Source organism: Streptomyces sp. NPDC041784 (assembly GCF_055591025.1).
In genome coordinates, this window is the sequence record NZ_JBVJAB010000013.1 from 146,472 (window position 1) to 166,347 (window position 19,876).

The window sequence follows — 19,876 nt, forward strand, 5'->3', positions numbered from 1 at the left end:
GCTTCCGGCACAAGCCCGGCGGGCCATACGGGTGACGATGCGTCGGAATGCCGAGGTGCTCGCGCAGACTGGCCGGGCCGACCAAGACCGTTCGGCATTCGACGGCCCTGAAGGAGTCCCCGTGGCGTTCGTCCTGACCGAGCTGAAGTACACCAAGGACCACGAGTGGGTGCGGCCGACCGGCGACGGTCTGGTGCGGATCGGCATCACCGACCACGCCCAGAAGCAGCTCGGCGACATCGTGTACGCCGAACTGCCGGCCAAGGGCGACATGTTCGCCGCGGGAGAGCCGTTCGGCAGCATCGAGTCGGTCAAGGCGGTGACCGAGGTCTACACCCCGCTCTCCGGCCAGGTGACCGCGCGGAACGAGGGGCTCGAGGACAGTCCGGAGACGATCAATGACGAGCCCTACGGAGAGGGCTGGCTGATCGAAGTCAAGATCACCGACAAGAGCGAACTCACCGGCCTGCTCACCAGCAAGGAGTACGAGGACTACCTCCGCGAAGAGTGAGGACCGACGAGCAGCCGCGGGGTCACACGGGGACCGCACCGCGCTCGTCCTCAGCCGGGACCAGGCGGGGGACGAGGCGGACATAGGTGACCATGCCGATGACCTCGACCAGGGTCTGGGTGACCACGACGACCGCGGCGACGGCCAGTTCGTCGGGCAGCGCCAGGGCGAGCGGCAGGACGACGAGGGAGTTGCGGGTCGCGCCGGTGAAGACGACGGCCCGGCCCGCGGGCGCGTCGAGGCGGAACACCCACGCAACGGCCTTGCCGAGGAATGCCATGACGACCAGGAAGACGACGTAGAACGGCACGACCGCTGCGACGTCGGCGAGGCTGTCGCCGATCCTGGGAACCTGGGAGGCGACCACGACGAGCAGCGTGGCGGCCATCAGCGGAACCATCGTGGTGGTCGCCGCCTCGGAGACCTTCCGCCCGGCCGGGCGGCGCGCGGCCCACGCCTGCAAGGTCCACGCGAGGGCAAGAGGGACCACGATCAGGACGAGGAACGCCTCGAGGAAGGGCCCGGCCTCGACGATGTCGGCCAGCCCCGATCCCATGAACAGGTAGAGGAATCCCGGCAGCAGCAGCATCTGCGTGACCAGCAGGACCGGCGTGGCGGCCAGCAGGCGGCGGCTGGAGCCGCCGGCCAGTCCGCAGAAGACGATCACGTAGTCCACGCACGGGCACAACAGGACCAGCAGGACCCCGACCCGGACGGCCTGGTCGGCGGGCAGGAGGGCGAACATCGCCGCGACGACCAGCGGCACCACCACGAAGTTCACGGCCAGCGCCGCGGACAGGAACCGTCCGTCGCGCAGCGAGCGCACCAGCTCCGCGGCCGGGACCTGAAGGAACGTGACGAACAGCAGCGCCCCGAGCACCGGGTTGATCGCATGCTCGAGCCCCGGCCCGAGGCCGGGGGCCGCCCAGCCCAGCAGGGCGCCGACGGCCATCACCGCCAGGTAGATCGCGACCTGGTGGCGTTCCATCCGCTCGACCAGGCCCTGTGGCCCCTGCTGCGACACCCGAACCGCTCCTTCGTACCGTGCCGGCCGCCCGTGGCAGCCACCTGTTCCATCCGCCGTCGGGAATCTCCTCACGCCGTTCGGTCCTGACCTTCCACGCGTCCGCACAGGACCGCCGGTTTCAGTCGGCGGTGGCGGGCTCGGGCAGGTCGGCCGGGACGTCGCGGACGCCCAGGCGCAGGTGCTCGACGTGGTAGAGGGCCTGGTCGAGGAGTTCGGCGACGTGGTTGTCGTAGAGGGCGTAGACGATCGAGCGACCGTGGCGTTCGCCGCTGACCAGGCCGAGGTTGCGCAGCAGGCGGAGCTGGTGGGAGCAGGCGGAGGCTTCCATGCCGACGGCCTCCGCCAGGTCGCCGACCGAGCAGGGGCCCTCCTGAAGGCGGGCCAGGATGTACAGCCGCGAGGGGGTGGCGAGGGCCTGGAGCGTGGCGGCGACGTCGGCCGTGCCGACGGCGTCGAGACGCTCGCGGGTGGTGGCGCTGCTGGCGGTGTCGGTTCCGTGGCCCATGCGGACATGATAGCGACGACACCTGAAGACCTGTTCATATATTCCTGTATGGTGCTCAGTGCTCCCCCGTCCGCCCGTGAAGGGTTGTTTCGCCATGTCCTCTGCCCTTGACCAGCGGCCCGCCCCGGCCGCCGCCGAGCCGCGTCCCGCGCCGCCCCGGCGGCGTACGCGGGTTCTGGCGCTGCCGGAGGCCCGGTGGGCGCTCGCCGCGCTGGCGCTGTTCCTGCTCGCCCTCCCGCTGGACCTCCTGGGAGCCCCGGCCTGGCTGTGGGCCCCGCTGTACGCCGCCGTCTACCTCACCGGCGGCTGGGAACCGGGATGGGAGGGCCTGAAGGCGCTCAAGGACAAGACCCTGGACGTGGATCTGCTGATGGTGGTGGCCGCGCTCGGCGCCGCCGCCGTCGGCCAGGTCCTCGACGGCGCGCTGCTGATCGTCATCTTCGCCACCTCCGGGGCCCTGGAGGCGCTCGCGACCGTGCGGACCGCCGACTCGGTGCGCGGGCTGCTCGACCTCGCGCCGACCACCGCGACCCGGCTCCTGCCCGGCGGCGGGGAGGAGAGCGTCCCGGCCGACTCCCTCACGGTGGGCGACCTGATCCTCGTGCGGCCCGGCGAGCGGGTCGGCGCCGACGGCCAAGTCCTCGACGGGGCCGGCGAGGTCGACCAGGCGACCATCACCGGCGAGCCGCTGCCGGTGGCCAAGCGGCCCGGGGACGAGGTGTTCGCCGGCACCGTCAACGGCACCGGCGCCCTGCGCGTCCGCGTCGCACGCGATCCGGCGGACTCGGTGATCGCCCGGATCGTGAAGATGGTCGAGGATGCCTCCGAGACCAAGGCCCCCACGCAGCTGTTCATCGAGAAGGTCGAGCAGCGGTACTCGATCGCCATGGTCATCGCCACGCTGGCCGTCTTCGTGATCCCTCTCGCCGCCGGCTCCGCGCTCCAGCCCGCCCTGCTCCGCGCGATGACCTTCATGATCGTCGCTTCACCGTGCGCGGTGGTGCTGTCCACGATGCCGCCGCTGCTGTCCGCCATCGCCAACGCAGGCCGCCACGGCGTCCTGGCGAAGTCCGCCGTGGTGATGGAACGCCTGGGCCAGATCGACGCCGTGGCACTGGACAAGACCGGCACCCTCACCGAAGGCACCCCCCACGTCACCGACATCCGACCCCGGCCCACGTCCGGCCTGGACGAGCACGAGCTGCTGGCCCTGGCGGCCGCGGCCGAGCACCCCAGCGAGCATCCCCTGGCCCGCGCCGTCGTCGCGGCCGCCCGCGAACGGGGCCTCGCCCTCACCGAGGCGACGGGCTTCGCCTCCGCTCCCGGCTCCGGCGTCACCGCCACGGTCGGCGGCCGCATCGTCCAGGTCGGCTCCCCGGCCCGTCTCGCCCCCGCCCGCGGCGCGGCGGTCGACGGCACGGACAGCGACGGCACGGTGCGCGAGCTCGAAGAGGAAGGCCGCACCGCGGTCCTCGTCCTGCGCGACGGCACGCCGGTCGGCGTGCTGGGCATCGCCGACCGTCTCCGCCCCGACGCCAAGGCGACGGTGACCGCACTCACCGAACTGACCGGCCGCTCCCCGGTCCTGCTGACCGGCGACAACGAACGCGCCGCCCGCCGCCTCGCCGCCGAGGTCGGCATCACCGATGTCCGCGCCGGTCTGCTCCCGCAGGACAAGGTGGCCGCCGTCCAGGCGTGGGAGGCCGAGGGCCGCCGGGTGCTGGTGGTCGGCGACGGCGTCAACGACGCCCCGGCCCTGGCCACCGCGCACACCGGCATCGCCATGGGCCGGGCCGGCTCCGATCTCGCGCTGGAGACCGCGGACGCCGTCGTCGTCCGCGACGAACTCGCCACGATCCCCGCCGTCGTGGCCCTCTCCCGCACGGCACGTCGCCTCGTCGTCCAGAACCTGGTCATCGCCGGGATCTTCATCACCGCGCTGGTGGTCTGGGACCTGATCGCCACCCTCCCGCTGCCACTGGGCGTCGCCGGCCACGAAGGCTCCACCGTCGTCGTCGGCCTCAACGGCCTGCGTCTGCTGCGCGACCGCGCGTGGAACGGCTCCCTCGGCAAGGACAGCCGATAGGCGGGCGCGCCAGCTCCCTCGCCTCGGCAAGGACACCCCTGGAGCGGGCGCGCCGGGCGCCCGGCGTCACCACTGTGGCCTCACCGCTGCGGGGTCAGGTGCCGCAGTCCGTTCTCCAGCAGCGCGAACGCGTGTTCCGCGTCCGCCACCGCGCCCGCGTAGCGCTCGTCGGCCGGCTCCCCGTACGCCAGGCGGTCGGCGTTGTCCTGTGCCAGCGTCCACTGGACCGCGACGATCTGTACGGCGGCCAACCGCGCCGTGAGTTCCGGGGTGTCCGCCGTCTCCCGCAACGCCTGGGCCAGCGCTCGTTCGGCGCCGGCCTTGAAGCGCTCCATCCGGGCCACCAGTGAGGGGGCGTCGAGGATCATCCGATGGACCCTGCGCACCTGGGGATGGTCGTTGAGCCCGGTGATCGGGTCCCGCTCGCGCAGCCCCTCGAGGAAGTGCTCGCGCACCGCGGTCAGCGGAGCGGTGCGGGCCGGGCGAGCCCGCACGACGCGTGCGATCTCGGTCTCGTGGTCGGCGAGGCGGTGCACCACGAGGTCTTCCTTCGTCGGGAAGTAGGCGAAGAGCGTGCGCTTGGACACTTCGGCCGCCTCGGCCACCTGGGCCACCGAGACCTGGTTGAAGCCGTGTTCGAGGAACAGCGTGATCGCCGCGTCGGAGATCGCCGCGTGGGTCCGCTGCTTCTTCCGCTCCCGAAGCCCTGGCTTGCCGTCCACGCCATCCATCGTAGCAATAGCTCTCCCGAGGGGATTTCTGCACCTGGTATACATTTTCCCCGAGGCGAGAGATGAGACGGAGTGAGAGTGTTGACGGAGAGCACGACCGAGGTCGTCGTCGTGGGCGCCGGCCCGACCGGACTGATGCTGGCGTACGAACTGGCTCTGGCCGGGGTCGAGACCCTGGTGCTGGAGAAGCTGCCCCGGCGCATCGAGCAGGTGAAGGGCGGCGGGATTCAGCCCCGTACCGCCGAGTTGCTGGAATCGCGCGGGCTCCTGGAACCGCTGCTGCGCCGGGCCACGCCGCGTGATCCGGTCGGCGGGCACTTCGCGGCCCTGCCCGTGCCCTTGGACTGCACACCGTGGCGGACCAGGCACCCTTTCCCGATCGCGATCCCGCAGTGGGAGATCGAGGAGGTACTCGAGGAGCGGGCGACCGCCGCCGGCGCGCGGGTTCTGCGCGGCATCGCCGTCTCGGGGGTCGAGTCGGACGATGACGGTGTGGTCGTGACGGCGGACGACGGTGTGCATGTGATGGCGGACGACGGTGTGCATGTGACGGCGGACGACGGTGTGCATGTGACGGCGGACGACGGTGTGGATGTGACGGCGGACGGTGTGCGGGCGCGGGCCCGCTACCTGGTGGCGTGCGACGGCGGCCACAGCACGGTGCGGAAACTGCTCGGGCTGCCGTTTCCCGGCAGGCCCGGGACCCATCAGGCGGTGCTGGCCGACATCCGCCTGTCCGCCGTGTCGTCGCTGGTGCCGCAACAGATGGGGCATATGAGCACCCTGACCCGTCAAGGGGGCGGTTACTGGGCGATGCTGGTCCCTCTCGGCGGCGACCGGTACCGGATCACCTTCGGGCGCGCGGGCCAGGCGGACGTCGCCGGCGACGCCCCCGTCACCCACGAGGAGATCACCACCGCGCTCCAGGCCGTGTACGGCCAGGAGACCACCCTCGGTGCCGTGGACAACTCCTCCCGGTTCAGCGACGCCACCCGACAGCTGGAGCACTACCGCACGGGCCGCGTCCTGTTCGCCGGGGACGCCGCGCACATCCACCCGCCACTGGGCGGCCAGGGTCTCAACCTCGGTCTGCAGGACGCCTTCAACCTCGGTTGGAAGCTGGCCGCGGCCGTCCAGGACCGGGCGCCGAGCGGTCTCCTGGACAGCTACCACGCCGAACGGCATCCGGTCGGGGCCCAGGTCCTGCATCACACGTCGGCGCAGCGCGTGCTGGCGGATCCGAACCCGAGCGAGGACGTGGCCGCCCTGCGCGACATCTTCATCGACCTGCTGCGACTGCCCGACACCAACCGCCACCTCGCCGGGCTGGTCTCAGGCCTCTCCCTGCGCTACCCCCTGCCCGGCGATCATCCGCTCACCGGACAGCGCGTGCCGGACGCCGACCTGGTCACCGAAGCCGGACCCACCCGGCTGTCGACGCTGTTCGGTTCGGGGCACGCCGTCCTGCTCGATCTGGCCGGGACGGTCCCGGCCGACCTCCGACTCCCGCCACGCATCGACCTCGTCCGCGCCACGTGCGCCGACGATCTGGGCGCCGCCGCCCTGCTCGTCCGCCCCGACGGCTACGTCTGCTGGGCCTCGGACGCCTCCACCGCCCACGGCGACACACCGCTCGCCGCGATCGCCGGGAACCTTGCGAAGTCGCCCCGAGCCGGGTGTCCCTGACGGGCAGTCGCCGCCCGCTCCACAAAGGCTTCCTCGGCCTCCTCGGCCTTGCCGCCGCCCCTCGCCGTCGCCCTCGCCTTCGCCCTCGCCTTCGCCTTCGCCTTCGAGAGAGGGACGTCGGCACGCGAGGGCCGCCCGGGTGACGTCAGGCGTGGTCGTGGGCGTCGCCGGTGTGGGCGAGGGCGCTGGGGGTTCGGCAGCCGACGATCGCGGGGGCCTCCTGGACGAGCGTGTCGTCGGTGAGGGCCTCCACCATGAACAGGGCGAAGTCCACCCGGCGCGTCAGGTTGCTGGCCAGTACCGGGTCGCCCACGTGCCGGCTCCACACGGGCAGGCCCTGGCTCTCGCCCTCCTCCAGGTTGCTGCCGCGCACCACGGTCCACCGGGTGTCGCTGGCGAACACCCGTCGGCATGCCTCCACCTGATCGTCGATCTCGGCGGCGCGGACGAACTTGGCCAGCACGGCGGCGATCCGAACGGCCAGGGTGAACAGCCGCGAGTACCTGTCCTTGCCGTCGCGTGTGATGTGCCAGCCGCAGGAGAAGACCAGGCGCGCGCCCGGCCGTGCGTGGTCGAGCACCGCCTGCGCCGTGCCCGACGCGTACTGCCGCACACCCCAGGGCACCAGCACCGTCAACACCCCGTCGCACCCGGCGACCGCCCGCCGGATCACGTCCGGGTCGTCCGTCTGTCCGGGGACGACGGTGATCCGGCCTTCGAACGCGGCCAGCTTCGGCACGCTGCGCTCCCGGCACACGCCGACCACCTCGTAGCCGCGTTCCAGCGCGTGCCGGATCATGTACTGCCCGAGCTTCCCCGAAGCCCCGACGATGCAGACCTTCTCCACACGATCCGTGCCCATGGCGCAGCCCCTCCACCGGAATGCTGACCTTATGTTGTAAGGCACGCTAGCCTTATGCTGTAAGGCGGTCAAGGGGAGCGAAAAGGAGAGGCGGATGCGCGAGGAGGGCAAGGGCCGGCGCGGGGCGTCGGCGCGCACCCCGCTCAGTCGCGAGCGCGTGATTCGTACGGCGGTGGCGGTGGCGGACGAGAAGGGGTCGGCCGCGCTCACCATGCGGGCCATCGCCGCACCGCTGGGAGTCGAGGCGATGTCGCTCTATCACCACGTGGCGGGCCGGGAGGACATCCTCGACGGCATGGTGGACGCGGTGTTCGGCGAAATCGACCTGCCGCCGCGCGACATCGACTGGAAGACCGCCATGCGCCACCGAGCGGACTCCGCCCGGGCCGCCCTCCGCCGCCACCCGTGGGCCATCGGCCTGATGGACTCCCGCTCCCGGCCCGGCCCCGCGACCCTGCGCCACCACGACGCCGTCCTCGGAGCGCTGCGCGCCGCGGGGTTCTCCGTCCCGATGACCGCGCACGCCGTCTCACTGATCGACAGCTACCTCTACGGCTTCGTGCTCCAGGAACTGAGCCTGCCGATCAGAGGCGGGGCGGAGCTGGACGAGGTCGCGGAGGCCATCCTGCGCGACATGCCCAGCCCCGACGCCTACCCCCACCTCACCGAACTGGCCACCGAGCACCTCCTCAAGCCCGGCTACGACTACGCCGACGAGTTCGTCTTCGGCCTCACCCTCATCCTCGACGCCCTCCACCCTGACGAGACCGCGAGCACCTGAGGGCCGTCCTGTACCTGTCGGTCGTCGCCGGGAGGCTGTGGTGCGCAGAGTAGATGATGTCAGCGCGGCGCAGGCTTCTGTCAGTTGCCAGATCGCGCTGGTTGTCACTTGAGGGCGATAGCTGACACCGTCCACCCCGTCCCGTTGGATGCAGTCATCATGGGCGGGATCGTGCACGCCAGCCCCACCCGTCGGGCGCCTGAGCCGGGCGTTAGCCTCGGCTGATGATTCCTGCCCAACCCCTGAAGGTCATCACCCGTCACCGCGACGGGCGGATCCATGCCTACGTGATCGGCTCCGGCGCTTTCGGGACGCTGGAGCCCGCCGCGGCGTTCCAGCCGCGGGCCGGCGACGAGGTTGTGGAGTCGGTGGTGCGGCCCGATCTGGAGCGAGTCGTGTATACGACGCTGAACGGGGTCGTCTGCCTCACGCGCGCCGGTGACCTGGTGTGGACGTCGGCTTTCGAGCCTCACTCCGACGTGCGCCATGGCCACCGGCCGGGCTGTGCGCTGTCCCTGGACGGCCGGACTGTATGGATCTACCGGCCGGACGCGATGGCGGGACGCGGGGGCGGAGACCAGTGGGTCGTGTACGACGCCGACAGCGGGGCGGTCCTCGCCCGCCGGGAGCTGGAGACGGTCGGGCACGGCGCCGGCCACCACGTGCACCCCGTGGACGGCAGCATCTACCTCGACATCGGTGAGGGCCAGGACGGCTCGGTCATTCTCCGGGGTACGGCCGGGGCCGACGGCGAGGTGGAGTTCGTGACGTACCCGTGGTCGGACCGCTGCCTGATCGACCTGGCTCCAGGCGGGGAGCAGTTCATGACCGTCGACCACGGGCAGGCTGACATCGCCTTCCACCACCACCCCAGCGGCGACGTGCTCTTCACTCTCCCCGTCGATGCCTTCGGGTACGACCCGGAGGAGACCTTCGTGGAATGGAGCGGCGGCTATCTGACCCCGGACACGGCTGTGGTCGCCCTCGGCAGTGAGACCGAGGACGGGGAGGAGCGGTTCGGTCACCACCTGATCGACGTGCGCACGGGCACGATCAGCGGCGAGATGATCGTCGAGGTGGCCCACCCTTACGACCTGGAACCCTTGGGTGACGGCTCCTGGCTCACCGACGGCCCCGTCCGCTGGTCCCGCGATTCATTGCCGTCCGCACCACCACACCCGGCAGGCTGACGGAGCCCGAGGCCATCCAACAGCCAGTGACAGAAACGATGAGTGTACGGCGTCTCCCGCCGGTGGCGGAGCAGCGGTGCCGGATCGAGCATCGGCTGGGGCGTGACGACGTATGCGCCCGGAGTCTGTTACGAGATGGCCCGGAGCCGGCCGTGGGGGCTGGGGCGGAGTTGGTCGACGGCCTGGGCCGTCCGCTCGTCCGCGGGGAGGAAGACGACCAGTTGTTGTGCGTCCGAGGAGAGTTCGAGCGTCTCGCGGTGCAACTGAAGCTCGCACCCGGAAGGGTGGTTGAGCCGGAGGACTCCACGTCGTGGAACCACGTGACGGTTCAGGCGTCGTGTGAAGTCGGGGCCGGCCAGGGGCGCGAGTTCCGCCGTGAGCCATTCGGAGTTCTCGACGGACGGTCCGAGCCACAGGTCGAAGGCCTGCTCGTCCGCGACGTCGTCCCAGTCGGCGAAGAGCGTCCGGGCGCGGGAGTCGGTGAAGACGTAGCGGGTGAGGTTCGGCGTGTCGGCGTCGAGCAGTCCGGTTCCGCTCGTCACCGACTCGTAGGCGCGGGTCCAGGCGAGGATGTCGCCCAGCCGGTTGGTCACGATGGCGATGCCCGGTTCAAGGAGGCGAAGAGTGTCCAGGACGGACGGTCGCACGTGTCGGCGCGGTGGTGCGGGCTGGAGATGAGCGGAGCACTCGCCGCCGGTGATCTTCGTGAGGTAGCGCAGGTGGTTGCGTTCCGAGGGGTCGAGGCTGAGAGCGTCGGCGAGCGCGTTCACCACCGCCACCGAGGGATTGCGGTCGCGGCCCTGCTCGATGCGGGTCAGGTACTCGACGCTGATGCCGGCCCGCGCGGCGAGATCCAAGCGCCGTAGCCCCGGTGAGCGGCGGCGGCCGCGATCCGGCAGCCCCAGTGATTCCGGCTGGATGCTGTCGCGCTTGGCCCGGATGAAATCCCCCAACGGCGTACCCATGCCCCGAGGATATGGCGCCGCCCGGTGATCGCGCGGTGCTGAGGGTGGCCCTGCGGGGGCCAGCCTCAGCACGGTCTGGCTGCTGCCGCGGTGCGGCCCGATCGTGGTGCGCATGGACAACGACAAGCACAAGCTGGTGATCATCGTCGGAAGCGTTCGGGAAGGACGCTTCGGCCCGGTCGTGGCCTCGTGGATCGCCGAACAGGCCGACGCTCACGGTGGTTTCGATGTGGAAGTCGTCGATCTGGCCGAGATCGACATCCCCCTCTCACTGCCCGCGGCACCACCGAAGTTCGCCGGCGACGACTACCCCCGTCCGGCCGGGATGGCGGCACTGACGTCGGCACTGGAGCGGGCCGACGCGTTCACCGTGATCACGCCGGAGTACAACCACAGCTACCCCGCTTCGTTGAAGGCGGCCATCGACTGGCACTTCACCCAGTGGACGGCGAAGCCCGTCGCCTTCGTCAGCTACGGCGGTGCGGCCGGCGGGCGGCACGCGGTGCTGCATCTGGAGAACGTCCTGAACGAGCTGCACGCGGTGACCATCCGCGACGGCCTGGCCTTCCCGAACTACTTCACCGCGTGGCAGGACGGTTCTCCGCTCGACCCTGAAACCGCCGGGTACGCCAAGACCCTGCTCGACCAACTGGCCTGGTGGGCGGGCGCGCTCCGGACGGCGCGCGAGGCCACTCCCTACCCGGCATGAGGACGACGACGATGGAGCAGGTCCCTGCCGGGACCACCGATCCGCTGGTCGGCCGCGGGCCGGGAAAATCAGTCGCGCCCCGTCGGCCCAGCCGTTAACTTCCGCCTGAGCGCCGTGAGTTACGGCGCGCGATCCCGAAGGGAGCCGGGCATGGAGACCGAGGGCGCGCGGACGGACCGATTGGGCTCACTGCTCGACCAGTTCGACCAGGCCAGGGAGATGGCCCAGGTGCGGCTGACGGGGCTCGCCGACGAGGAGTACCTGTGGGAGCCGGTGCCCGGTTGCTGGTCCGTCCGACGCCGGGGCGAGGCGGCGACGCCCCGGGCGTTCGGGCCGGGCGCGTGGGTGCTCGACCAGGGCGAACCGCGGATCCCGGCCAGCGAGTACGCCGAGGTCGCCCGGCAGGCCGCCGGCGGCATGAGCGTCGCCAAGATCGCCGACGACTGGAGCGTGAGCGTCGAGCGGGTCGAGCAGGTCCTCGCCCACACCGGTGAGCCGGAGCCCGACCAGACGCCGCTCACGACCATCGCCTGGCGGCTGGGGCATCTGCACTTCCACTTCGCGGGCGCATGGGAATGGACCTTCGGTGAACGGCGGCAGGAGCCGAAGCTGCTGGTCGACTTCAGCCCCTCCGCCGCCGTGGCACTCGAGCGGTTCTGGGCGCTGATCGACCGCTGGCGCGACAGCGTCGCCGCCGTCACCGAGGAGCAGCTCGACATGGTCGGCTTCTCGCAGTACCCGTACAGCAACGACGCCGACCACCCGTACATCGGCGTGCTGTCGGGGGCCAACCTCGAATTCATCCATCACATGGCCGAGATCGCGCTGCTCCGCGACCTGTGGCGGGCCCAGTTCACCACCGGCGGATAGGCCCGGGCACGCCGCTGGGCCACCACTCCCTCCGAAGCGGCGGTCACACTCGCCTCATTCCGCTCCGGAATAAGTCCCCGTACAAAAAAGAACCCCCATTCTGTCCCCACCCAGCTTTCCCCAATTCACCAGGCGTCACCAGGGCAACTGTTATTCCTATTCCAGGTTTTTCGAGACGGACATAGGGGTGCGCCCCTACCCTCGAGGAACTCGGGTTCTCACGAGAATTTCGAGAAGCTCGGTCATGTCGCGGTCATGTCGCGGTTGGGGGTCCGCCATGCCTGTTGCACCTACCCATCCCGGTGTCTACACGCAGCTGGTCCCGAGCGGCAGCCGGACCATCTCCGGGGCGCCGACGGCGGTGACCGCCTTTGTGGACTGCTTCAGCCGAGGTCCGATGGACACACCCGTTCTGGTGTCCGACTGGGCGGACGTGGAGCGGATCTTCGGCGGGCTGGACCGCGGCAGTGAGGCTGGCTACGCGCTGGATCTCTTCTTCCGGAACGGCGGCTCGCGGGCCCGGGTGGTCCGCGTCGCCAAGGCCGGCACCGCGGTCGCCGCACGGGTCACCCTGACCCGCGCGACCGCGAACGCGGCCGCACCCGAGATGGCGACCGAAGCCGAGACCGACACCGGCACCGGCACCGGCACCGATGGTCTCGCGCTGACGGCCCGTTCCCCCGGGGCGTGGGGCAACTGGGTCGCGGCCGTCGTCGAGTACACCGACACAGACACCTACGACCTGGTGCTGACCGAGTGGGCACAGCGCGACGGACGCCTCGCCCCGGTCCGCCAGGAGCGGCACACCGGGCTGGGCCGGGGGCCGAAAGCCCGCCGGGCGTCGGAGGTGCTGGACCGGGCCAGCGAGTTGGCCAGGGCCACCCTGACCGCCAAGGACACCGACGAACCGCTGCCGCCGGCCTCCGGCACCCTGGGACTGGTGTGCCCGCAGGAGAACGGCACCTTCAAAGCCGTCCCCGCCGCCACCGGGAAATCCTTCAGGATCGCCGTGAAGCTCTCCAGCAACGGGGACGAGGACGAGGGGGAGCAGCAGATCGGCACATGGCGGGCCGACCTCGGCACCACCGGGATCCCCGACATCCAGCACGCCGCGCAACGGCTGCAGAGCGCCCTGCGGATGGCTGAGCAAACGGAGAACGGCAAACCCTTGGCCCACCCCGCACTGAGCGGAGCACGCGTCCGTGTGGTCAAGGACGAACGGCTGCAAGTGATACCGGGGCCCGGTGACTCCCCGGGCGACCTGTGGTGGGAGTTCGACGACGACTCGGGCGGCACAGCAGTGTGCGCGGCGTTGGGTCTGAAGGCCGAGACCACGGCCGAAGAAGACCACGAGCCCTCTCCCTCGTCCCCCGAGACTCCTCCTACACCCCCCGAAACCCCTCCCACACCCCCCGAGGCATCTCCCGCAGCCCCGGAAACCCCACCCCCACCCCCACCCCCATCCCCGGAAACCTCGTCGGGAACGTTCTGGTTCGGCCTGGCCGCCGGCAATCCCGAGCGTGGGCGCGCGGACACGCAGGCCGGCGCGGACGGGGCCGTTCCGGAGGGGGCCGACCTCATCGGACACGACGGCGACCCGCCCACCGGGCTGAAGTCCCTGCTCGGCGTGGCGGGCCCGATCGGCCTGCTGTGCCTGCCGAGGATCTCCCACCCCGACTTCCCCCCGATGCAGCTCCCGAGCACCCTGGCCGAGGCCCTTCGCTTCTGCCAGGCGCGGCACGCCGTGCTGCTGGTCGACCCGCCCGAGTCGGCGGCCACGGTCGCCGACGTGCAGCAGTGGGTCGCTCGGACCGGGGGGCTGCGCAGCCCCGACGCCGCGCTGTACTACCCGCGCCTGATCGTCGCCGACCCCACCGACGACTACCGGGAGCGCTCGGTGGGCCCCAGCGGCGCCGTCGCCGGGCTCTGCGCCCGCACGGACGCCGGGCCGGGAGTCTGGCAGGCGCCCGCGGGCACGGAGGCCGTCCTGCGCGGCATCGTCCGGTTCGAGAACCACCTCACCGAAGCCTCCAGCGGCGTACTCAACCCCCTGGGCATCAACTGCCTGCGCGGCTTCGAGCTGTACGGCAACGTCGTCTGGGGCGCGCGCACCCTGTACGGCGCGGACGCGCAGAGTTCGGAGTGGAAGTACCTCCAGGTGCGGCGCACCGCGCTGTACATCCAGGACACCCTGGAACGCAGCCTGGGCTGGGCGGTGTTCCAGTCCAACGCGGAACCGCTGTGGGCGCAGTTACGGCTGGCCGTCGGCGGCTTCATGCACGCGCTGTTCCGGCAGGGGGCGTTCGCGGGCGGCACCCCCCAGCAGGCCTACTACGTGCGCTGCGACGCGAACACGACTCCCGACCCGGACAGGGGCGCGGTGCACATCGAGGTCGGCTTCGCGCCGCTGCGGCCGGCGGAGTTCGTGGTGGTGTCCATCCGCCAGATGGTGTCGGACGGGGAGGCCTGAGCACATGGCCACGGTGAGCGCGAACGCACAACGGCGCGACCCATACCGGACGTTCAAGTTCCGCGTGAAGTTCGGCGACACGGTGGTGGCCGGAGTGAGCAAGGTGAGCGCGCTGAAACGCACCACCGAGTTCGTCGAACACCGCGCGGGCGGGGACGCGTCCGGGGTCCCCCGGGTGCCCACCCGTTCCAAGTTCGAGCCGGTCACCCTGGAGCGCGGGCTGACCCACAGCTTCGAGTTCGAGGAATGGGCCAACCAGGTGTGGAACTCGGCGGCCCGGCCGCTGGAGGGCGAGGACGCCAAGCTCGTCTATCGCGACGTCACGATCGAGCTGTACACCGTCACCGGACATCTGGCGCTGCGCTACCACCTGCTCAACGCCTGGGTGAGCGAGTACCAGGCGCTGCCCGAGCTGGACGGGATGGGCAACGCGGTGGCCATCGAACACATCAAGATCGAGTACGGGCGCTGGGTGCGGGACGAGAACGTGACCGACCCCCAGGCGGGGACATGAAGGAGCACGCCGTACGGGTGCCTCTGCCCGGCACCTCGCCCGCCACCTCGCCCGCCACCTCGTCCGCCACCTCGTCCGTCGCCGCGGGGCGGGGCGGTCCCCGGCACGCTCTGCTGCGTCCGATCTGCGGCCGCGACGAGCTGGCGCTGGCCGAGATGGGTTCCCCGCCGCGCGGTGCCGCGTTCGCGACCGCGGTGCTCGCACGCTGCGTACTGGAATTGGACGGCCCGGGGGCACCTCCAGCAGGTGACCCGGGGGCGTCTTCCCCAGGTGACCCGGGAGCGCCTTCCCCAGGTACGTCCCGCCTCGCCGGCGTCGGTGAGGAGGCGGTGCGGGCGCTGAGCGTGGGCGACCGGGAGGCGCTCCTGCTCCATCTGCGCCGGATCAGCGTCGGCGAGGACCTGCTGGTCGGCGCCCGGTGCTCCGCCCCGTGCGAGGAAGAGCTGGAGGTCGAACTCAAGACGGGCGATCTGCTGGTGTCCCCTGTCGAGTCCGACGGCGCCACGCCGACGGAGGGCGGACATGCCTTCCGGCTGCCGACCGGAGCCGACCAGGAGGCGGTGGCCCGCACCGCGCTCGCCGACCCGCAGGCGGCGGGGGTGGAACTGCTGCGCCGGATCGTGGACGGCGAACCGGACGCCGAGGTCCTGGAGCGCATCGCCGAGCGGTTGCCGGGCCTCGACCCGCAGGCCGAGGTGCTACTGGACACCAGCTGCCCGGCCTGTGGCCGACGGCTCGAACTCGCCGTGGACGCGGCGGACCTGCTGCGCCGAGAGGTCGAGATGCGCCGGGGCGAGCTCGACCTGGGGGTCCATCTGCTCGCCTCCCGCTACCACTGGTCGGAGCGCAGCATCCTCGATCTGCCCATGCGGCGCAGGCGCGGGTACGTGGCGTTCCTCGCCGACCGGCTGGGCGAGGAAGCGTGACCGGCGGGTCCACCCCCGTGGCGGGGGCCTATCTGCGCAGGCTCGGCCGACGCTCGGCCGGGCTGGCCGCAGGGGAGGGGACGGTGGCCGCAAGGCCGTCCACGACCTCGGACAGCCTGCCGGTGACCGTGACCGTGCCGTTCAGAAACGGCCCGCAACCTGCCGACGACCTCTCGGCGGATGAGCAGGTGGCCCTGCCCGTCACACCCACCGCCCTGCCCGGAGCGCACGGCCTGCCCGGCGGCAGAGCGGACGGCAGGACGGGCGGCGGGACGGGCGGCGGGACGGGCGGCGGGGGCGAGACTCCGACGGTCGCGGCCGCCGCGACGGCGGGTCCGATACGTGAGGGTGTCGAGGCCGGTGACACGGCCCGGCTCCCGCTGTCCACGGGATCCGGCGCCGTGCGTCCGCGCGGCGCGGACGGGCCCGTGCGCTCCGGAGGCGAGCGGCCGGCCGCGCCCCACGCGGCAGGGGTTGTGTCATCGCCCGCCGCTGTCGGTGAGGTGCGGGCCGAGTCGTCCGCCCCGCCCGTGAACTCCCCGTCGGCCACGCGGGTCGGGGCACGGGCAGCTGCCGCCGGCCCGTCGATCGCGGCGCCACCGGCGGCCCGTCCCCCGGGCGCTCCGCCACCCCCGCCGTCGGCCGGCCGAGGCATCGTGCCCCCTTCGCCGTCGGCCGGCCAAGGCGCGGTCTCGCCCACCGTGCCGCCGCCGGCGACCCCCACCCCCGGGCCGCACCGTCCGAACCCGCCCGAGCCCTCGCCGCCGCCCGTGCGGCAGCCCAGGACATCGGTGCTGCCGCAGGCGCCCATGCCGCTGCCGCCCGCCCCTCCTGAGCGAGCCGCCGCCGCCGGGACCGGGCCCCGCGTCCAGGTGCGGATCGGCCGCATCGAACTCGCCGTCCCCGCGCCGCCGCCCGCTCCCGTTCCCCCGGCAAGCCCGGCGCCCCCGCCCTCGCCCGCGACCGACGCCGCCGTGCTCGCGCGGCTCGGGCTGGACCGTACGGGATACGTGTGAACGGCGGCCGAGGATGAGCCCGACCCTGACCATCGCCGTGGTCAGCCAGGCGCTGCTGACCGCCCTGTCCGAGGCCGTCAGCGCGGCCGCCCATGTGCCTCCCGAGGACGGCGGGCCGTTGCTGACCACGGAGGCGGGCGCGGTGAAGGTCGCGGTCGGGCCGCCCGACCGGACCGACAAGGCACTCGTGTCGATCTATCTGTACCGGGTCGACCCGTGTCCGTGGCGTGGCAACGACGATCTGCCGTACGGGGACTCCCCCGGACACCGGCCGCCCGCCGTGGAGGCGCTGACGCTCCACTACCTGCTGGTCTTCGGCGGCGATCACCACCGGGCCCAGGAACTGGCCGGGCTGGCCGCCGCCCACCTCAAGAAGCGGGCCACGCTCGGCGTCCCGGCGCTGCGCGCCGCCCTCATGGCGCTGCGCACCGCGGGAGGGGCTCCCCAGGCACCGCCCGCACCGGTCCCGGACGGGCGGGTGCCGCTCGGCGAGGTGCCCGTGGACCTCGTGCTGGAGCCACTGCCGTTGGCGGAACTCGCCCAGATCTGGGGCCTGTTCCCGCAGCAGGAGCATCGCCTCTCGCTCGGCTACCAGGCATCACCCGTCCTGGTGGCCCAGCCGCCCGGCGTCCTCGCCGCACCCGCGCCACCGGTTCTGCCCCGGGACGGCGGCCACCCCGACGCCGGCGTACGGGTCGGCGCGCGGCCGATCCGGGGGGACGCGCCGTGAGCGCCCCGCCGGAGGCCGCGGCGCGGCGGCGGGCGGGTCCGGACGGGCTGCGCAAGGTCACCGACGTGTGCGCCGAACTGCTGGACGCCCAGACGCTGGCGCGTGCCACGGCGGGCTTCGGCCTGACCGCCTTCGAACGCGATCTGCTGCTGCTGGCCGCGGCCGCGGAGCTGGACCTCCCGGGGCTGCCGCCCGGCGGCCCGACCGTCGCCGCCGCCTTCGCCGGCCTGCCCGAACCGCACTGGACCGCGCTCGCCCCGACCGCCCCGCTGCTGCGCTGGCGGCTGCTGGAACGCGAGCGGGGCGGTCCGCTGACCGCCGGCCGGCTGTCCCTGTCCGACGGAGTGGTCCTGGCTCTCCTCGGCGTCGGCGGCGGCGCGCCCGAACTCACCGCGCTGGCCGATCCGCTGGCGCCGCCGGCCGAGGAGGACCGCACCGAGGGAGTCCGTGGCGCCGCCGAGTGGGCCGCCGCCGTCTGGGCGGGACACCGGGCCGAGGACGGGCAGCTCCCCGTGCTGCGCCTGACCGGCCCCGACCCCGTGTGCCGCAGGGCGGCCGCGGGCGTTCTGGCCGAACGGCTGGGCCTGCGACTGTGGCTGCTGCCGGCCGACCTGCTCCCGGCGGACCTCGAGGCGCTGGCCCGGTTGCGCCGGGCCGCCGAGCGTGAGGCGGTGCTGTGCGGCGCCGGGCTGCTGATAGAGGCCGACGGCCTGGCCCCGCCCGGCGCGCGGGCGCCCGCCGCGCTGCTGGCGGAGGAGACCGCGTGCCCCGTGGTGCTCGACGGCGACTTTGGGGCCTGGCCGGTGCGCAGGCCGAGCGTGACCGTGGCGGTGGCCCCTCCCGGCAGGCGCGAGCGGCAGTCCTTGTGGGCAGCGGCCCTGCGGCGCGCCGGCCGACGGTCCGAGCGGTCCGCGTCCGCCACCACCGACGCCTTCGAGCCGCCCGCCCCCGGCCTCGCCACCAATCCCACCCCCTGCCCCGGTCTCGGCTCCGACCTCGCCACCGACCTCGCCGACGCGTTCGAGCTCTCCGGGCCGGCCGTACGTGCCGCCGTGGCCGCCGCGCTGCCGGAGGGGGGCGACGGGCGCGCCCCCGACTTCGCCCGCCGCCTGCTGGACGCGGCCCGCGGGCAGGCCGGCGGCTCGCGGACCGACGGCGCGGTGCGGTGCGGCACGCCGGCCGCGCGCTGGCAGGACCTGGTGCTGCCCGAACAGGCGCTGGCGGTGCTGCGGCAGGCGGTGACCCACGCCCGGCACCAGGAGCTGCTGCGCGGCGAGTGGCGGATGTCGGGGCCCGCCGGGCGCGGCAGCGCGGTGACCGTGCTGTTGTCGGGCCCCAGCGGCACCGGCAAGACCCTGGCCGCCGAGGTACTGGCCGCCGAGCTGGGCCTGGACCTGTTCCGGGTGGACCTCTCCCGTACGGTCTCCAAGTACCTCGGCGATACCGAGCGGGCGCTGGACAGGGTGTTCACCGCGGCCCAGCGGGCGCACGCGATGCTGCTCTTCGACGAGGCGGACGCGCTGTTCGGACGGCGCGGCGAGATCCGCGAGGCACGCGACCGCTACGCCAACATCGAGGTGTCCTACCTGCTCCAGCGACTGGAGGAGTACCAGGGCCTCGCGGTCCTCACCACCAACCTGCCGGAGCACATCGACGACGCCTTCCTGCGCCGGATCAGCTACGCGGTGACCTTCCCCTTCCCCGCCCCGGCCGCCCGCCGGGCGATCTGGGAGCGGGTCTTCCCGCCGCCCGTCCCGGTGGCCGGGCTGGACACGGCACTGCTGGGACGGCTGTCGGTCTCCGGCGGAGGCATCCGCAGCATCGCCCAGGGAGCCGCGGCGCTGGCGGCCGGCGCGGGCGGCCCGGTGACCATGACACGCGTGCTGGAGGCCGTGCGGGCGGAGTTCGCCAAACAGGGACGGCCGGTGCCGGAGTCCGAGGTACGCGGCTGGAGCGACCCGAGGGGACACGGGGAGGGCACCGATGACTGACCGGGCCGAACTGGACATCGTCGTGGAGGAGTTGCTGCTGCCCGCCGGGCGCACCGACCGGGCCGCGCTGGCCGACCTGCTGGCGATGGAGCTCCAGCGCCTGGTGGCCGAGCGCGGGCTGCCCACGGCCGGGGCGGACGTACCCGTGCTGCGGCTGGACGCCGCCCTCGCCGACCGCCTCGCCGAACCGTCGGCGCTGGCCGTGGAACTGGCCCGGGTGCTCTACGCCTCGCTGGGTGGGACCCCTTGAGCGCGGGCCCCGCAGGCCCCGTCCCGGTGCCTCGGCCCGCGTCCGTGCGTCCGCCC

General features: G+C 72.7%; 19 protein-coding genes. 14 read left to right on the plus strand and 5 right to left on the minus strand.

All coding sequences use genetic code 11. The features are described from left to right. Window positions 1–121 precede the first annotated feature (121 nt). The gene (gene gcvH, locus ACZ6D7_RS27110; RefSeq protein ID WP_469495837.1) at window positions 122–511 is read left to right on the plus strand and encodes a glycine cleavage system protein GcvH; all 390 of its coding nucleotides are present in this window, start codon (window positions 122–124) and stop codon (window positions 509–511) included. Between the two features lie 22 nt (window positions 512–533). Here the strand turns inward: gcvH and ACZ6D7_RS27115 are convergent, their stop codons facing one another. Further along, window positions 534–1,499, minus strand: a complete 966-nt coding sequence (locus ACZ6D7_RS27115) for an arsenic resistance protein (RefSeq protein ID WP_469496209.1) — start codon at window positions 1,497–1,499, stop codon at window positions 534–536. A gap of 157 nt (window positions 1,500–1,656) precedes the next feature. Next, complete coding sequence (locus tag ACZ6D7_RS27120; RefSeq protein ID WP_469495840.1) at window positions 1,657–2,043, minus strand: ArsR/SmtB family transcription factor; 387 nt, start codon at window positions 2,041–2,043, stop codon at window positions 1,657–1,659. Between the two features lie 94 nt (window positions 2,044–2,137). Between ACZ6D7_RS27120 and ACZ6D7_RS27125 the strand changes: the two genes are divergently transcribed. Then, window positions 2,138–4,129 (plus strand): heavy metal translocating P-type ATPase, encoded by a 1,992-nt coding sequence (locus ACZ6D7_RS27125; RefSeq protein ID WP_469495843.1) that lies wholly within the window; start codon window positions 2,138–2,140, stop codon window positions 4,127–4,129. 80 nt (window positions 4,130–4,209) lie between these two features. On the opposite strand, the gene ACZ6D7_RS27130 is transcribed toward ACZ6D7_RS27125, so the two are convergent. Continuing rightward, window positions 4,210–4,860 (minus strand): TetR/AcrR family transcriptional regulator, encoded by a 651-nt coding sequence (locus tag ACZ6D7_RS27130; protein ID WP_469495846.1) that lies wholly within the window; start codon window positions 4,858–4,860, stop codon window positions 4,210–4,212. A gap of 72 nt (window positions 4,861–4,932) precedes the next feature. Here ACZ6D7_RS27130 and ACZ6D7_RS27135 point away from each other — a divergent pair, with 72 nt between their 5' ends. Further along, window positions 4,933–6,546, plus strand: a complete 1,614-nt coding sequence (locus tag ACZ6D7_RS27135) for an FAD-dependent monooxygenase (RefSeq protein ID WP_469495848.1) — start codon at window positions 4,933–4,935, stop codon at window positions 6,544–6,546. A gap of 145 nt (window positions 6,547–6,691) precedes the next feature. Here the strand turns inward: ACZ6D7_RS27135 and ACZ6D7_RS27140 are convergent, their stop codons facing one another. After that, complete coding sequence (locus tag ACZ6D7_RS27140; RefSeq protein ID WP_469495851.1) at window positions 6,692–7,408, minus strand: NAD(P)-dependent oxidoreductase; 717 nt, start codon at window positions 7,406–7,408, stop codon at window positions 6,692–6,694. 94 nt (window positions 7,409–7,502) lie between these two features. Between ACZ6D7_RS27140 and ACZ6D7_RS27145 the strand changes: the two genes are divergently transcribed. Together ACZ6D7_RS27145 and ACZ6D7_RS27150 are read left to right on the plus strand one after the other, a co-directional pair. After that, the gene (locus tag ACZ6D7_RS27145) at window positions 7,503–8,189 is read left to right on the plus strand and encodes a TetR/AcrR family transcriptional regulator (RefSeq protein ID WP_469495854.1); all 687 of its coding nucleotides are present in this window, start codon (window positions 7,503–7,505) and stop codon (window positions 8,187–8,189) included. Window positions 8,190–8,413: 224 nt separating this feature from the next. Then, window positions 8,414–9,379: a hypothetical protein gene (locus ACZ6D7_RS27150; protein WP_469495856.1), complete on the plus strand. Its 966-nt coding sequence runs from the start codon at window positions 8,414–8,416 to the stop codon at window positions 9,377–9,379. Window positions 9,380–9,507: 128 nt separating this feature from the next. Here the strand turns inward: ACZ6D7_RS27150 and ACZ6D7_RS27155 are convergent, their stop codons facing one another. Then, window positions 9,508–10,344: a helix-turn-helix domain-containing protein gene (locus ACZ6D7_RS27155; protein WP_469495859.1), complete on the minus strand. Its 837-nt coding sequence runs from the start codon at window positions 10,342–10,344 to the stop codon at window positions 9,508–9,510. A 112-nt stretch (window positions 10,345–10,456) separates the two neighbouring features. Here ACZ6D7_RS27155 and ACZ6D7_RS27160 point away from each other — a divergent pair, with 112 nt between their 5' ends. The 9 genes from ACZ6D7_RS27160 to ACZ6D7_RS27200 all read left to right on the plus strand — a co-directional run bounded on the left by ACZ6D7_RS27160 (window position 10,457) and on the right by ACZ6D7_RS27200 (window position 19,820). Then, complete coding sequence (locus tag ACZ6D7_RS27160; RefSeq protein WP_469495862.1) at window positions 10,457–11,053, plus strand: NADPH-dependent FMN reductase; 597 nt, start codon at window positions 10,457–10,459, stop codon at window positions 11,051–11,053. Between the two features lie 150 nt (window positions 11,054–11,203). Beyond that, window positions 11,204–11,923, plus strand: coding sequence for a DinB family protein (locus ACZ6D7_RS27165; RefSeq protein ID WP_469495866.1), 720 nt, complete (start codon window positions 11,204–11,206; stop codon window positions 11,921–11,923). Window positions 11,924–12,320: 397 nt separating this feature from the next. Beyond that, complete coding sequence (locus ACZ6D7_RS27170) at window positions 12,321–14,393, plus strand: phage tail sheath family protein (protein WP_469495869.1); 2,073 nt, start codon at window positions 12,321–12,323, stop codon at window positions 14,391–14,393. Window positions 14,394–14,397: 4 nt separating this feature from the next. Next, the gene (locus ACZ6D7_RS27175; protein ID WP_469495871.1) at window positions 14,398–14,907 is read left to right on the plus strand and encodes a phage tail protein; all 510 of its coding nucleotides are present in this window, start codon (window positions 14,398–14,400) and stop codon (window positions 14,905–14,907) included. Further along, entirely contained in the window at window positions 14,904–15,833 is a 930-nt protein-coding gene (locus tag ACZ6D7_RS27180; RefSeq protein ID WP_469495874.1) for a T4 family baseplate hub assembly chaperone, read from the plus strand. Before ACZ6D7_RS27175 ends, ACZ6D7_RS27180 begins: the two co-directional genes overlap by 4 nt. Continuing rightward, complete coding sequence (locus tag ACZ6D7_RS27185; protein ID WP_469495877.1) at window positions 15,830–16,849, plus strand: hypothetical protein; 1,020 nt, start codon at window positions 15,830–15,832, stop codon at window positions 16,847–16,849. The genes ACZ6D7_RS27180 and ACZ6D7_RS27185 overlap by 4 nt, the downstream gene beginning before the upstream one ends. 13 nt (window positions 16,850–16,862) lie before the next feature. After that, window positions 16,863–17,579: a Pvc16 family protein gene (locus ACZ6D7_RS27190; protein WP_469495880.1), complete on the plus strand. Its 717-nt coding sequence runs from the start codon at window positions 16,863–16,865 to the stop codon at window positions 17,577–17,579. Further along, on the plus strand, window positions 17,576–19,570 hold the full coding sequence (locus ACZ6D7_RS27195; RefSeq protein ID WP_469495883.1) for an AAA family ATPase: 1,995 nt from the start codon (window positions 17,576–17,578) through the stop codon (window positions 19,568–19,570). Before ACZ6D7_RS27190 ends, ACZ6D7_RS27195 begins: the two co-directional genes overlap by 4 nt. Beyond that, window positions 19,563–19,820: a hypothetical protein gene (locus tag ACZ6D7_RS27200; RefSeq protein WP_469495885.1), complete on the plus strand. Its 258-nt coding sequence runs from the start codon at window positions 19,563–19,565 to the stop codon at window positions 19,818–19,820. Before ACZ6D7_RS27195 ends, ACZ6D7_RS27200 begins: the two co-directional genes overlap by 8 nt. Window positions 19,821–19,876: the final 56 nt, after the last annotated feature.

What these genes read in the sequence shown, in the direction of transcription:
- ACZ6D7_RS27115 (WP_469496209.1), bottom strand. Translation starts at nt 1,499, where the DNA reads ATGGAACGCCACCAGGTCGCGATCTACCTGGCGGTGATGGCCGTCGGC.
- ACZ6D7_RS27120 (WP_469495840.1), bottom strand. Translation starts at nt 2,043, where the DNA reads ATGGGCCACGGAACCGACACCGCCAGCAGCGCCACCACCCGCGAGCGT.
- ACZ6D7_RS27125 (WP_469495843.1), top strand. Translation starts at nt 2,138, where the DNA reads ATGTCCTCTGCCCTTGACCAGCGGCCCGCCCCGGCCGCCGCCGAGCCG.
- ACZ6D7_RS27130 (WP_469495846.1), bottom strand. Translation starts at nt 4,860, where the DNA reads ATGGATGGCGTGGACGGCAAGCCAGGGCTTCGGGAGCGGAAGAAGCAG.
- ACZ6D7_RS27140 (WP_469495851.1), bottom strand. Translation starts at nt 7,408, where the DNA reads ATGGGCACGGATCGTGTGGAGAAGGTCTGCATCGTCGGGGCTTCGGGG.
- ACZ6D7_RS27145 (WP_469495854.1), top strand. Translation starts at nt 7,503, where the DNA reads ATGCGCGAGGAGGGCAAGGGCCGGCGCGGGGCGTCGGCGCGCACCCCG.
- ACZ6D7_RS27150 (WP_469495856.1), top strand. Translation starts at nt 8,414, where the DNA reads ATGATTCCTGCCCAACCCCTGAAGGTCATCACCCGTCACCGCGACGGG.
- ACZ6D7_RS27155 (WP_469495859.1), bottom strand. Translation starts at nt 10,344, where the DNA reads ATGGGTACGCCGTTGGGGGATTTCATCCGGGCCAAGCGCGACAGCATC.
- ACZ6D7_RS27160 (WP_469495862.1), top strand. Translation starts at nt 10,457, where the DNA reads ATGGACAACGACAAGCACAAGCTGGTGATCATCGTCGGAAGCGTTCGG.
- ACZ6D7_RS27165 (WP_469495866.1), top strand. Translation starts at nt 11,204, where the DNA reads ATGGAGACCGAGGGCGCGCGGACGGACCGATTGGGCTCACTGCTCGAC.
- ACZ6D7_RS27170 (WP_469495869.1), top strand. Translation starts at nt 12,321, where the DNA reads ATGGACACACCCGTTCTGGTGTCCGACTGGGCGGACGTGGAGCGGATC.
- ACZ6D7_RS27175 (WP_469495871.1), top strand. Translation starts at nt 14,398, where the DNA reads ATGGCCACGGTGAGCGCGAACGCACAACGGCGCGACCCATACCGGACG.
- ACZ6D7_RS27180 (WP_469495874.1), top strand. Translation starts at nt 14,904, where the DNA reads ATGAAGGAGCACGCCGTACGGGTGCCTCTGCCCGGCACCTCGCCCGCC.
- ACZ6D7_RS27190 (WP_469495880.1), top strand. Translation starts at nt 16,863, where the DNA reads ATGAGCCCGACCCTGACCATCGCCGTGGTCAGCCAGGCGCTGCTGACC.
- ACZ6D7_RS27200 (WP_469495885.1), top strand. Translation starts at nt 19,563, where the DNA reads ATGACTGACCGGGCCGAACTGGACATCGTCGTGGAGGAGTTGCTGCTG.